Origin of the sequence: Enterococcus italicus DSM 15952 (assembly GCF_000185365.1) — a bacterium.
GTDB lineage: Bacteria > Bacillota > Bacilli > Lactobacillales > Enterococcaceae > Enterococcus_G > Enterococcus_G italicus.
The window spans coordinates 370630-384585 of sequence record NZ_GL622241.1 but is presented as its reverse complement, the minus strand read 5'-3'; the positions used below and the strand labels follow the sequence as shown (position 1 = coordinate 384585).

The window sequence follows — 13956 nt, the reverse complement described above, 5'->3', positions numbered from 1 at the left end:
TGGGACCTGTTCGATTGAATGCGTGTCCCATTCTTCTTAAAAAGGATGTAACGAAAGAGAGGTTGATGTGCATGGAAAACCAGAAAAAAATACTTTCAGTCGAAGAGTTATCCGTATCGTTTCAGACTTCTGAAGGTGTCATCCATGCGGTTCGTGGGGTGACTTTTGACTTATATGAAGGAGAAACCTTAGCGCTAGTTGGAGAATCTGGATCTGGAAAAAGTGTATCAACCAAAGCGATTACACAGATTTTACCGCAACGGCATACAACAATCAAAAGTAACGGTATTCTATTTGAAGGAGAGAATTTATTAGATCAGAAAGAAAGCCGAATGAACCAAATTCGAGGCAAAGAAATTGCGATGATTTTTCAAGATCCTATGACCTCGCTGAACCCGGTGCTAACAGTCGGCTTACAAATTATGGAGCCATTGATTGTGCATCAAAATTATAAGAAAAAAGAAGCCAAAGAAAAAGCCATTGAATTAATGGAACGCGTGGGGATTGTGAAAGCCAAAGAACGGTTTAAACAATACCCCCATCAGTTTTCCGGTGGTATGCGTCAGCGGGTTATGATAGCCATGGCATTGGCGTGTCATCCGAAAATTATGATTGCAGATGAGCCAACTACTGCCTTGGATGTAACGATTCAAGCACAAATTATTGAGTTGTTAAAAGAATTAAAAACGGAATTTCAAATGTCTACCATCTTCATTACGCATGATTTAGGCGTGGTTGCCAATATCGCCGATCGTGTAGCTGTGATGTATGCAGGTAAAATCGTTGAAATTGGTACAGCAAATGAAATTTTTTATAATCCAAAACACCCGTACACTTGGGGGCTACTAGCATCAATGCCGGATATGGAAACGGATGACCATGATTTGTATACCATCCCAGGTTCTCCTCCTAACCTACTGCATGTGCCAAAAGGAGACCCATTTGCTTCACGGAATGAATTTGCTATGGAGATTGACTTAGTAGAAGAACCCCCGATGTTTCGGATTTCCGATACGCATTTTGCCAGTACCTGGTTATTGGATGACCGTGCACCAAAGATTGAACCACCGCAAGAAATTGTGGAACGACAAAAATTATTTGCCCAACTTCAAGGAAACGAGGTCGTTCTATGAACAAAAATCCGATTATTCAAATCAAAGGAGTTAAGAAAGTTTACAACCAAGGAAAAGCAAATGAAGTTCGCGCAGTTGACGATATTACTTTCGATATTTATGAAGGAGAAACATTTGGCTTAGTAGGAGAATCTGGAAGTGGAAAATCAACCACTGGAAAGTTATTGATGAAACTAGAAGAGATAACGGATGGTCAAATTATTTTTTTAGGAGATAACATTCAAAATAAGAAAAATCGCAAAGATTTGTTGGCATTTCGAAAGAATATCCAAATGATTTTTCAAGATCCTTATGCTTCGCTGAATCCCCGACTAACAGTAAAAGAAATTATTAGTGGACCACTTGAAGTTCACCAGTTAGTTAAAAATAAAAAAGAACGCGATGATAGAGTATATGAATTGTTAGATTTAGTAGGTTTGAATCGGAGTTTTGCCAATCGTTATCCTCGTGAATTTTCAGGAGGACAGTGTCAAAGGATTGGGATTGCTCGAGCTATTGCGCTTGAACCAAAGTGTATCATTGCAGATGAGGCCATCTCAGCGTTAGATGTATCTATTCAGGCTTAAATTGTAAATCTATTAAGAAACTTAAAGAAAAAAGAAAAACTAACTTATTTATTTATTGCTCACGATTTGTCGATGGTGAAGTATATCAGTGATCGCATTGGGGTGATGAATCGAGGAAAGTTATTAGAATTGGCAACTGCTGATGATATTTATCACTATCCACTACACCAGTATACTGAGTCACTGCTTTCAGCAATACCTGAACCAGATCCCATTTCTGAAAAACACAGAACAAGAATTGGCTATGATGTGACCAAAATTTCCTATAATGAAAATGACCCAGACGTAGGATTATATGAGATTGTACCTGGGCATTTTGTTTATTGCCATCAGCAAGAAATTGCTATGTATCAAAAAAAATATGAGGCATTAAAGGAGAAAAAAGAGACGATGGTTCTTTCATAAGAAGAGGACAAAAGGGGGTGATTGAATGATAATGTTTACAAGTTTAGGGGTGTTAGTTTTTGCAGCAATTTTAAGCGAAGCGGCATTTATATCTGATAAAAATAAGACAAGTACCTTATTTCAAAAATTAGTCGTATTCATGTGTGCTGGAATTGCGTATGCATTAGTGGGTTTCGGTCTTTCAGAAGGAAAACTGATGTTAGGGATAACATCTGCTTTTTCAGAAAGTGGGACCATTTCAGCTAACCTTTTACAAGGTGTAATGGTCAGTGTTCTTATTGGAATGTTTGCAACAAATTCAATCGCTGAAAGAGCGCAAAACTTGGTATATGGTGGATTGGCATTAGTGGTTGGGATAATAATTGAACCAGCTTTAAATATCTTATTACAACCAAATGCTCTACTTACCAAAATGGGTTTTTTAGATAATCAAACCATTAGTATCCAACTTGCTATTGCTGTGATTGCTTTTGTTTCAGCTAACCAAATTGGAGCACGATTAGGAAAATATCAAAATGATACAGTGAATGCTTTGCCCAGTAGTAATTTGTATCTAATCATTTTTTCTGTTCTATTATCTTGGATTGGTTGGCCATTATTTGTTCAAATAGTACTTGAACAAAGAGAGCTAGCGGACTTACATACAAAATTCTTCTTTGTAATTTTATTGATCCCAGCGATTAATTTTTTCGTCGCATTGCTCATTTCTAAAATCCACTATCATTATGTTGATGTTGTTTTAGTTATGCATGCAACAAGTTTAGGCATTATTTCAAGTGCCAGTGTAGGTACGCAAACGAATATCGTTACTTTGATAGCTACTAATATTTTAAGTGTTCCTCTATTATTTTGGTTCATTGAATGGTTAGATAAGAAAGCGAAGATTGATGATCCAAGTAGTATCATCGCTATTTTTGGTATAAGTAGTCTACAGGTGTTAATACTAAAAATGTTATTCTCTAATGTTTCGACAAGTTTAGGAAACAATAAATTACAATGGTTTATTGGGAGCATAGTTGGATATATATTACTAGCAATTTTTGTTAGTGTGATTGCGTATATCAGCTTGAAAGTAATAAGCTATTCATCACGTGGTACACGATTATCTACAATGGAAGAGACAGTTGGGAAAGATAGCAGTATTTTTCATTTGCCTGCTAATTTTCAAGGGCTTCCTGCTGTAAACTACAGTAAGGTGCCTGTGATGGAACAAGTAGATGTTGAGCAAGTAAAACCGACTCTTACTGTGGAAGAACAGGATAATCCAAATAAACAATTTACAGATAGTTCCAATACTAGTACGATTCGTAAGTTTGAAATTTTAACCAACCCTAATCGATTTGACCGTTTGGTAGAAGAATTAAATGCTATTGGAGTCGCTGGAATGAATGTTTCTAATGTAACTGGCTTTGGTGTTCAAAAAGGGCACTCTAGTTATTATCGTGGGTTGGAGGTAGATACGAATTTTTTACCAAAGATTAAATTAGAAGTGGTGGTTAATACAATTTCAACGACAGATATGCTACAAGCTATACAAAGAGCATTATACACTGGTCATGTTGGCGATGGGAAAGTATTTATTTCAACGATTAATCATGTAATCCGTGTAAGTACTGGTGAACATGATTCCCAGGCTTTAGAATACGAGTAGGTCAGCTAAGCGGTTATACCAAAAACGAATATATCTGAGCATCAAGATCGAAAATTTTTTTATTGCCGAGTTTTTTTAGGACTACCGTTTATTTAGTTAAAAAGGAGTGTGACGGAATTTTGTCATACTCCTTTTTTATTTGTGAAGCTAGTTTTTAGTGAGAATACTAGGTATTGTTAAAAGCATGAATACCAACAGTAGAGAGTATTCATTTATTTTCAAAATTTTTAGATAATTTCACAAAACCTCTTTACATTTAGTAAGAGGTTTCTTATAATTTGACTAGTCAACTGAGAATGATTTTCAATTGAGAAAGGGGACGCTATGGATACAATCTATGATGTCTTAATTATCGGGGGAGGTCCCGCGGGTTTATATGCAAGTTTTTATGCTGGGTTACGTGATCTATCTGTTGCGTTATTCGAGGCGCAAGCGGAACTTGGTGGTAAGTTAAATTTTTATCCTGAAAAGATGGTTTGGGACGTAGGGGCATTGCCTCCAACCAAAGGCAAAAAGGTGAATGATTCTTTACAAGAACAAGCCAACCTTTTTGAACCAACGATTCATACTAATACAACAATCAAAACATGGGAAGAACAAGATGGATTATTTGTTTTACGTGATCAAGACGGTACTTGCTATTACGGAAAGACCTTATTAATTGCGATTGGTGGTGGTGTAATTTCACCGCAACAATTATCTTGTTCTGTCGATGCAACAATCACCTCACACATTCACTACGAATTTCCCAATCAGCAAGCCATCTTTGGCAAAAAAATGGTTGTTTCTGGGGGCGGCGATGCGGCGGTTGATTATGCGATTGAGGCGCAATCATACGGGGCAAAAGTTACGCTTTGTTATCGCGGGGAGAACTTAAAGGCCCATGAGTCGCAAGTCAAAAAATTAGCGGCTCTAGGCATAGATGTCTACACCAATCAGACGATTGTAGGTATTGCTAAAGGGGAAGAAACTACTATGGTCTTACAGCTTCAAAGCAAAGATGGTGAACCAACGACTGCTTTCTCATGTGACCATCTACTCGTCCAACATGGCTATGATCGTGATACGTCGTTGCTTGAACAAGAAAGTATTACGTTAGATCGCTACAGTGACTTTTATCTTCACTGTCTGTTTCCTACAAAAACAAGTGCTGAAGGGATTTTTGCGGCGGGGGATATTCATTATTTTGATGGCAAAGTCAATTTACTGGCTGGAGCTTTCCAAGACGCAGCATTGGCAGTGAATCAAATCAAGCAATACATTGATCCGAAAAGCCCAGCGTATGGGATGGTTTCTTCTCACAATAAAAAGTTCCATGAGAGAAACCAAGAATTGATGATGTAAAAGAAAAGAGTCTGGGAGTGAACCACATGTCCATTCATTTAAGTAAACACAATCGATTACCGGTTGTGGTTTTTGTCAGTCTGGTATTAGTGCTGGCGATTATTTTATCTGCAGGGATTGCACTGGCAAGTGGCCAAGCGGATATTAGTCTGTCAGAAGTCTACCGAATTTTACTTTATAAAGTAAGTAATGGTTTGTTAGGTAATATCGATGGTATTACGCAAGCCAATGCCAATATTGTTTGGTTTGTGCGGACGCCGCGCATTTTGTTGTCCATCTTTGTCGGCATGGGCTTGGCGGTGAGTGGAGCTGTCATGCAAGCAGTGGTACAAAATCCATTAGCGGATCCATATATACTAGGGATCTCTTCTGGGTCTTCGCTGGGCGCTACGTTTGCTATTTTGGTCGGCTTTGGTGGTGCGTCATTTTTCTTCCAATTTGGGTTAGCGTTGGGGGCTTTTGTCGGGGCGGTCGCTGCGACTTTTCTGGTGTTGTTATTGTCAAGCATTGGTGGGCGGATGACCTCGACTAAATTAGTCCTTTCGGGGACAATTATTAGTTCGTTATGTAGTTCGTTGGCCAATTTAATTGTCTATTTAGCCAATAATGCTGAAGGAATGAAGAAGGTCACTTTTTGGTCGATGGGCAGTCTGGCTTCTGCTAGCTGGACCAAATTGCCGATGGTGAGTCTTTTAGTAGTGGGATTAACGATTTTCTTTTTACTGCAGTATCGCGTGCTAAATACGATGCTACTAGGCGATGAAGTAGCGGTAACGCTAGGCGTGAAGCTTGTTGTCTATCGTCGTGTCTATATGGTTTTATCTGCGCTATTGACTAGTATTATTGTCGCAAATTCGGGCATGATTGGGTTTGTTGGATTAATTATTCCTCATATAGTGAGAGGATTTAGTGGCTCAGATCATCGCATTTTGATGCCGCTAACAGCTTTATCTGGTGGCCTGTTTTTAATTTGGGCGGATATTTTGGCTCGCTCGATTCTAACCGGCGTAGAGTTGCCGATTGGGATTATTACAGCCATCATTGGAGCACCGATATTTATTTATATTATTGTGAAGCGGCAATACAATTTTGGAGGATAGCAGATGAAATTAACAGTCGAACACGTGTCGTATCAAATCAATCAGCAACCTATCCTACAAAATATCTCATTAAAAACCCTTGAAGGACAATTTGTTGGCTTGATTGGGTCAAATGGTAGTGGCAAATCGACATTACTTAAAAGTATTTATAAGACACTAAAGCCTGACGCTGGCGAGATTTATTTGGATGACTTGAATATTTTGCAAAGTGCAGAAAAAAAAGTCGCGCAACAAATGAGTGTCGTAAGCCAATTCAATGAGCTGAGTTTTGATTTAACGGTTGAGCAAATGGTCTTACTTGGAAGAACCCCTCACAAAGCGATGCTCGAAAAAGAAAACCAGCGTGATTTTTCACTAGTAGAGCAAGCTTTGCAACAGACAGGGCTAGAGGGGTATCGTCAACGGAGCTTTTTGTCTTTGTCGGGTGGTGAGAAACAACGAGTTGTCTTGGCGCGTGCGATTGCCCAAGATCCTAAGTTTATGATCTTAGATGAGCCGACTAATCATTTGGATATTCGCTATCAATTGGAAATCTTAGAGATCGTAAAAGGCTTGGGGATTGGTGTCTTGGCAGCCTTGCATAATTTGGAAGAAGCGGCAAGATATTGTGATTACCTCTATGTCTTAAAAAATGGAACAGTAGTCGCTCAAGGGAAGCCAGAAGAGGTCTTGACGGAGTCTCTGATCGAATCAGTCTATGGTATTCGATGCAAAGTGTACCGCAATCCCATTACAAATGGGTTAGGATTTTATTATTATGTTGGAGAAGAGGAAAAATAGAATGAAGAAAAAATGGGTAGGCATCATGGGAATCGGAGCACTAGCACTTACACTAGCGGCTTGTGGTCAATCACAATCAACAACAGCGAGTTCTGAAGGAAGTACGTATCCTTTGACGATTTCAAACTATACGAAAGCAGAAGGCGGCACTGAATGGACGAAAAAAGATGAGACCTTTACGAAAGCACCAAGTAAAGTGATGGCCAATACACGACCAGCTGCAGAATTATTGCTTCATCTAGGCTTAAAAGACCACATAGCTGGAGTTGGGGCAACATTTGGAGCAGCGGATTCAGAAGTTGCTGATGAGTTTAAAGAGTTAAAAGACCTAGGGAATAGCTATATTAGTAAAGAAACCGCGCTTAGTGTCGATCCAGATATGATGTATGGACGCGGAGGTTTATTTGATAATCAAGACTGGGGCAATGGAACGGTCGATTCAATCAATGAGATGGGTATCCCGACGTATGTGTTAGAATCATCCGTCACAGGAGCGACCTTTGACTCTGTGTATAAAGACATTGATCATCTCGGTGAAATTTTCCAAGTGCAAGATTCAGCGAAGAAATTTTCAAAAGAAATCAAAACTCGGGAAACGAATTTAAAAGCAGAAGTAGAAAACAACAAAACCCAAACATTTGCCTATTTGCATATGTCTGATCCAAGCCAAGTAGTTGTATATGCTGCCCACGATGAATCATTTTTTAATGATATGTTCAAAATGATTAAGTTGGATAATGTCTTCCAAAATCAAACAGGTGATGTCAGCGAAGAAACACTAATAGAAACAGATCCAGATGTTTTAATCGTCGGTGATTGGTCAACGATTGAAGGCAGTATTACAGGGAAACAAGTCATTGAAGGACTATACAGCAATCCCAAATTATCTAGTATGAAAGCAATCAAAAACAAACAAGTCTATGCAGTTGATTACAATTACTTATTTGGGTATGGATACCAATCATTGACTGGTCTAGAAAGCTTAGTCAAAGAAATGAAAGCCAACCAATAAGGTCAGATAGAATGATTCATCAGTAAAAAGCCCGCAAATTCAGAAGTTCATTCACAAACTTTTGATTTGCGGGCTTTTTTCCTGTCGCTAGTTTTTGAGTATCACATCCTTATTGCTAAAGAGATGTCGTTGCTTGATAATGGTAAGAGAAAGGTTGTGAGAATATGCGTTACCTAAGGGCATTTCAATTTCCACTAGAACAAAAATATGGCCGAACAATTTATCCTTATAATAGTTTGAATAGCAAAGCCGGAGAGATGCTTGTCTTCGACTCGATCACTCTTATCTATGGAGAAAATGGTTCGGGAAAATCAACATTCTTAAATTGTTTAGCCACCTTACTTGATATGCCAGGTGCTGAGGGCGTGCGCCGATTTGGGACAACCGATTACTTTCAAGAGTACCTCGCACAGTGTGTACTCTTGAAGGATGAAACTGATGATGGAAAACAAGTATTTCCAATGCAGAAACAGTATATAAAAAGTGAGGACATCTTGTACGAAATTAAAAAAATTCAACAAGAGGCTATTTTACGAGAAAATTACTATTATACCAGACGTAAACTGGGGATGACGAAAGAGCAATACGCGAGTCAGTCCCAATTTAAGATAGAAAAGCAAATCGTAAACCAAGTATTCAGACAGGAAAAATATTCAAATGGTGAGACAGCATTGCAAATATTTGAAGACTATTTACAACCAGATGGCTTTTATCTACTCGATGAGCCAGAAGCATCGTTAAGCCCAGAGAAGCAATTACAGCTAGCAGCGCAGATCAATGAATTGGCTCGCTTTTTCTCGGTACAGTTTGTTATCGTGACGCATTCACCGTTATTACTTGGTGCATTACAAGGGACTATCTATAATTTCAGTCAGCCTCAGCTAGTCATCAATCATTGGCATGAACTGCCAATCGTTAAACTCTATCAAAATTTTTTTGAAGAAAAATTTAGGCCATCGAAAGAAAGATGATAAACAAATGAAAATACGCAAGTGAACAAAATGAGTTGCTAAATTAATTGGAACCGGTTTATAATTTGATATAACAACTAGAGAATATTGACTTATATTTTAAATTTTTGTGAAAAAATAAAATATAAGTTTGTTTTCTGATAAAAAATGAGAATTTTCTAAACAGAATGATTGTCAAGTAAGGAAAAAAGGCGTATGCTACTTATAAATTATAAGTAAAAAATACTTTAATTTCATTATCGATAAAAAGAAAGGAAAGATTACTATGGCGTATCAAATCACTAACCCGTACACTGGAGAAGTCGAAAAGACTTATGATAACTTTACGGACGAACAAGTCGACACAGCATTGGCAAAAGCTTACGAAAACTATCAATCATGGAAGAAAGAACCCGTGGCTAATCGTGCGAAAAAATTGCAGGCAGTATGCGATTATTTCTATGCACATATAGATGAATTAGCAACAATCATTACACATGATATAGGTAAATTATTCAAAGAAGCGCAAGGTGAAGTGATTATCTCAGCAGAAATTGCGAAATATTATGCTGAAAATGCAGAAACGCTCACTGCGCCAAAAGATTTTGATTCTCGTATGGGAAAAGCACAAATTGTCCCTCGCCCAATTGGGGTGTTAATGGCAGTTGAGCCATGGAACTTTCCTATTTATCAATTAATGCGAGTATTTGCACCAAACTATTTACTTGGCAATCCAATGGTTTACAAACACGCTAGCAATACGCCAGGATCAGCAGAAGCTTTTGAAAAATTCCTAGTGGCTGCGGGAATAGAAGAAGGAGCTGCAACAAACTTATTTGTCAGCTACGATCAAGTTAATGACATTATTGCCGACAAACGCGTGCAAGGTGTGGCGTTGACAGGTTCTGAGCGCGCTGGCGAATTAATCGCGGCTGAAGCGGGTAAAAACTTAAAACGTAGCTCATTAGAACTAGGCGGTAGTGATCCATTTATTATTCTAGAAGATGCTGATTTAAGCGAAATCAAAAAATTCATCGGCCAAGCGCGTCTTTACAATGCAGGGCAAGTATGTACCTCTTCTAAACGCTTTATCGTAACGGAAAATAATTATGACGAAGTATTGTCATCTTTGACTGCGGCATTTAAAGAAGCGAAAACAGGTGATCCATTTGACGAAGCTACGACCTTGGCACCATTAAATTCACTAAAAGCGAAAAAAGATTTAGTCAAGCAAGTCGAAAAAGCCATTGAAAATGGTGCGACATTAAGCTATGGCGACATGAGTAAAAACCAAGGAGACGATGCTTTCTTCTATCCAGTCATTTTGACGGATATTACGAAAGATAATCCTGCATACTATGAAGAATTCTTTGGCCCAGTCGGAGAAGTCTATAAAGTAAAAGATGAAGCGGAAGCAATCGAATTAGCGAATGATTCCGTCTATGGCTTGAGTGGAGTTGTCTTTGCAGGTGATCCAGAACATGGGGCCGAAGTTGCCGCTCAGATTGAAACAGGTGCGGTCTTTGTTAATAGCTATGGTGGTACATTACCAGAATTGCCATTTGGTGGCGTGAAGCGTTCTGGATATGGTAAAGAACTAGGAACATTAGGAATAGATGCCTTTATGAACCAAGAAATAATTGTGACACGTGAAAAACCAATTGATCTAAATGATGCATTTGGTGGATTTGTATAAAAAGACAAGTACGGAGCGCTGTGAAGGCGTTTCGTACTTGTTTTTTTAGGTTTGTTGTTTTTTTACGAGGAAATAGCCTGCCAAATTTAGCATCATTAAGATACTTGAAAAAAAGAAAATGCCATTGTAGTCAAACAGACTAGCTAGCACACCACCAGCTAACGGCCCCATGACACTACCAATCGACTGAAAACTCTGATTATACGAGAATATCAGACTAGTCTCTGCTTGCGGTGTTTCTTTGGTGAGCATTGTCTGAATGGAAGGGATTAAGGCAGCATCGGAAATCCCTGTCAAAAAGCGCAAAATCATCAAACCAACAATGCTGTGGACAAAGCCTGTTAAAAAGAAAATGATACAAGCAAAGGAAAAGCCAAAGAACAGAATGTTGGTCGTGCCAAAGCGATCCCCTAGTTTGCCAAAAGTCGGCGCTGCGATGATTGTGGAAATACCAGGCATCGCTGCGACAAACCCTGCCATTAGCGTGACATTTCCAGCTGGCAATAGTTCTTTGACAAATAGGCTAAGAATCGGATTAATCGCCAAATTGACGACTTGTACACTTAGCGTTGTCAGCAATAAGAAAAAGACAAAGCGGTTTTGAATGATGGTCTGGAGTGTTTTAGTAGGTTGTTCAGTGACTTGCTTATTTTTTTCCAAGCGAAAGGTCGAGACATCCTCTTTGACTAAAAAGAACGTCAATAAAAAGACGACAAACATAATCATTCCTGTGATATGAAAAGAGAAGCGATAACCAAAGACACTAGCTAGGATTCCACCTAATAATGGACCAAGTAATGTCCCAGCGGTAGAGCCTGTCACTAAGATACTCAATGCTTGACCAGCGTGATTCTTCGGTGACTGTACGGCAATCAAGGCATTGGCATTGGAGATAAAGCCACCAAAAGCACCTTGGAGCGCTCGTAGTAGCATTAATTGCCAGACGTTTGTGACAAAGGCCATTAAGAAGAAGACGACCGCCATTCCAAACGAAGCTCGCAATAGCATCAGCTTCCGACCTTTGCGATCTGCTAGCCGGCCCCAGAGTGGTGATACGAGCGCCATTACAAGGAAGGTCACAGAAAAAATTAAACTACTATAAAGGGTGAGCGCGGATTTGTTAAAATTTCCTAGTTCTTCAATGTAGAGCGAAAGAAATGGCATGACTTCACTTAAGCCCATACCAGTCATAAAGACACCGAACCATAGAACGAATAAATTTCGTTTCCAAATGGGCATATTTTTTAATGAGTGCAATTGCATAAGCAAACTTCCTTTCTTTACTAGTTATATCTATCCTACTTGAAGCGAAAAGAATTTGCATGGGACACGCTTTATAGCAAAATCTCAGCCAATTCAGCAAGGGAAGCGACTTGATAAGTTGGTTTTATCGCCGAAGTCGTCGTTTGGTTAGTCAGCCAGACACTGTCAATTTGCGCCTGCTTTGCTCCGACGATATCGGATTGCAAGGAATCGCCAATCATTATAAAATCACTCGGTTGATACTGAGGATATAATTGGAAAATATGGTCAAAGAATGCACGGCTAGGCTTGGCATGCCCAATTTCGCCGGAAATGACAATATGCTGAAAATAGCGATCGAAGCCCGTCATCGCCAAACGTTGGTATTGCGTCGCTGTTTTGCCATTGGTCCCAGCAATCAGCTTTACACCTTTGTCTGCTAAGGATGCTAGTAATTCCTTTGAACCAGGTAGGATGGCATCGTTGGTATCTAGCACTTGTCTAAAATGTGCTTCAGCTGCGACGCCGTCAATGGCTTGGCCAAAAGTAGCAAACGTCTTGGCAAAGCGTGTATCTAGCAGCGGTTGCGCTAGCGCACCTGCTTCAATTTGTTGCCAGGTTGCTTGATTTATTTCATGGTAGTTTGTCAACCAGTCCTCAAAAGGCACTGGTTGCTTATGGAAGGTTGAAAAGACAGAGCGCAAGCCTTTTTCTTCACCGGCCTTAAAGTCCAGTAGCGTGTCATCTAAATCAAAAATATAACAAGTATAGTTCAAAATGTAATCCTCATTTCATTTTAAAGTGACTTCTATGTCTATAAGTAAATAGTAGGTGTCCAGTAAATATTTTTGAGTGTACGAATCCGGATAACATCCGTGTTGTTTTTAATTGCTTGAACCAAGCGTTGGACTTTTTCAAAATCGTCTTCATCAAGGTCGATGAGCGTGTAGACATACCCATTTTTGCGATCACTTGTCAAAATATCAATTTCAATATCAAAATGTGAAATCAATTTTGAGAGATGGGTAAAAATATGGGGATAGTCTTTATAAAACAACGTCAGGCGAATTGGCGCATGAAAGGGTAGTGATACATCTGGAAAGTTCACCGCTTGATGCGTATGACCAAATAATAAAAAGTCACGCATGCTTCGCAGGGTTGTCGTTGCGCTATCGGTTAAAGCTTTATTTGTCGTTCCGCCAATATGTGGCAATAGACGGATTTTAGGATGATGGAGCAATTCCTTAGCGGGAAAGTCCGAGATATATAGTCGCAAGCGCTCTTCGTCTAAGGCGTCAATCACCGCTTGATTGTCGACAATCTCTCCACGGCCAAAATTTAGCAAAATGGCTTCCTTCTTCATACAAAGAAGTGTTTCTTGATTGATAAGCTTTCGTGTCTCGTCAGTTAGAGGAAGCAAAATAATGACAAAGTCAGAGCGCTTTAGGAGGTAGTCTAGTTGATCGACTTGGGTAAAAAAGTCTTCATTGCGTGTACGGCGGGCATATCCTAAGACATCCATCCCTAAATCATGACAAGACTTGGCCAATTGCAAACCAATCGAGCCTAACCCTAAAATACCGACCGTTTTTCCTTCTAATTCTTCACCAATGAACTCACCCCGGCGTGCTTCTGCTTGTTCTAATATATCGTCACCTGTTAACGTCTGGACCATCTCAATGGCTGGCTTTAACGGGCGCATGGAGTGCAACATGCAACTTAGCACGAGCTCTTTGACTGCGTTAGCATTTACACCAGGAGTGTTAAAAACAGCGGTACCGTTTTTGGTCGCTTCTTCGACGTCAATCGTATTCAGTCCTGTTCCCGCCCGACCAATCATTAACAAACGGTCTGAGAAGAGCGTGGTAGGAACTTTGGCGCTTCGGACAAAGATGGCATCCACCTCGTCAGCTTCTTCTGTGAAGGTAAAGTGTTGAGTCGTCATACGACGCTTTAATTTACTTGATAAATCGCCAAGCGTTAGGATGTTATACATAAAAAACACCTCCTTTTTTCATTTCATTCAAATTTTAGCTGTTTTTCGTGTAAAATGATAGCAAAAGATAGTAAAGGAGCA

The 13956-nt window shown here is 39.4% G+C and carries 11 protein-coding genes and 1 pseudogene; 9 read left to right on the top strand and 3 right to left on the bottom strand.

What is annotated here, in order from left to right; all coding sequences use genetic code 11:
* The first annotated feature begins 71 nt into the window (after window positions 1-71).
* The 9 genes and pseudogenes from HMPREF9088_RS01855 to HMPREF9088_RS01815 all read left to right on the top strand — a co-directional run bounded on the left by HMPREF9088_RS01855 (window position 72) and on the right by HMPREF9088_RS01815 (window position 10637).
* Window positions 72-1133: an ABC transporter ATP-binding protein gene (locus HMPREF9088_RS01855; protein WP_040366080.1), complete on the top strand. Its 1062-nt coding sequence runs from the start codon at window positions 72-74 to the stop codon at window positions 1131-1133.
* Window positions 1130-2104 (top strand): annotated as a pseudogene (locus HMPREF9088_RS01850) (ABC transporter ATP-binding protein). The gene HMPREF9088_RS01855 and the pseudogene HMPREF9088_RS01850 overlap by 4 nt, the downstream one beginning before the upstream one ends.
* Window positions 2105-2129: 25 nt before the next feature.
* Entirely contained in the window at window positions 2130-3755 is a 1626-nt protein-coding gene (locus HMPREF9088_RS01845) for an ammonium transporter family protein (protein WP_007207408.1), read from the top strand.
* 324 nt (window positions 3756-4079) lie between these two features.
* On the top strand, window positions 4080-5099 hold the full coding sequence (locus tag HMPREF9088_RS01840; RefSeq protein ID WP_007207407.1) for an NAD(P)/FAD-dependent oxidoreductase: 1020 nt from the start codon (window positions 4080-4082) through the stop codon (window positions 5097-5099).
* 26 nt (window positions 5100-5125) lie between these two features.
* On the top strand, window positions 5126-6199 hold the full coding sequence (locus tag HMPREF9088_RS01835) for a FecCD family ABC transporter permease (protein WP_007207406.1): 1074 nt from the start codon (window positions 5126-5128) through the stop codon (window positions 6197-6199).
* 3 nt (window positions 6200-6202) lie between these two features.
* Window positions 6203-6979, top strand: a complete 777-nt coding sequence (locus HMPREF9088_RS01830) for an ABC transporter ATP-binding protein (RefSeq protein ID WP_007207405.1) — start codon at window positions 6203-6205, stop codon at window positions 6977-6979.
* A gap of 1 nt (window position 6980) precedes the next feature.
* On the top strand, window positions 6981-7991 hold the full coding sequence (locus tag HMPREF9088_RS01825; RefSeq protein ID WP_040366078.1) for an ABC transporter substrate-binding protein: 1011 nt from the start codon (window positions 6981-6983) through the stop codon (window positions 7989-7991).
* A 164-nt stretch (window positions 7992-8155) separates the two neighbouring features.
* Window positions 8156-8962 (top strand): AAA family ATPase, encoded by an 807-nt coding sequence (locus HMPREF9088_RS01820; RefSeq protein WP_007207403.1) that lies wholly within the window; start codon window positions 8156-8158, stop codon window positions 8960-8962.
* A 265-nt stretch (window positions 8963-9227) separates the two neighbouring features.
* Window positions 9228-10637, top strand: coding sequence for an NAD-dependent succinate-semialdehyde dehydrogenase (locus HMPREF9088_RS01815; protein WP_007207402.1), 1410 nt, complete (start codon window positions 9228-9230; stop codon window positions 10635-10637).
* A 45-nt stretch (window positions 10638-10682) separates the two neighbouring features.
* Here HMPREF9088_RS01815 and HMPREF9088_RS01810 read toward each other — a convergent pair whose 3' ends face one another.
* From HMPREF9088_RS01810 to HMPREF9088_RS01800, 3 genes are all read right to left on the bottom strand, one after another.
* Entirely contained in the window at window positions 10683-11900 is a 1218-nt protein-coding gene (locus HMPREF9088_RS01810; protein ID WP_007207401.1) for an MFS transporter, read from the bottom strand.
* 71 nt (window positions 11901-11971) lie between these two features.
* Window positions 11972-12655: a YjjG family noncanonical pyrimidine nucleotidase gene (locus HMPREF9088_RS01805; RefSeq protein WP_007207400.1), complete on the bottom strand. Its 684-nt coding sequence runs from the start codon at window positions 12653-12655 to the stop codon at window positions 11972-11974.
* A 38-nt stretch (window positions 12656-12693) separates the two neighbouring features.
* On the bottom strand, window positions 12694-13875 hold the full coding sequence (locus tag HMPREF9088_RS01800; RefSeq protein WP_007207399.1) for an NAD(P)-dependent oxidoreductase: 1182 nt from the start codon (window positions 13873-13875) through the stop codon (window positions 12694-12696).
* Between the last annotated feature and the right edge of the window lie 81 nt (window positions 13876-13956).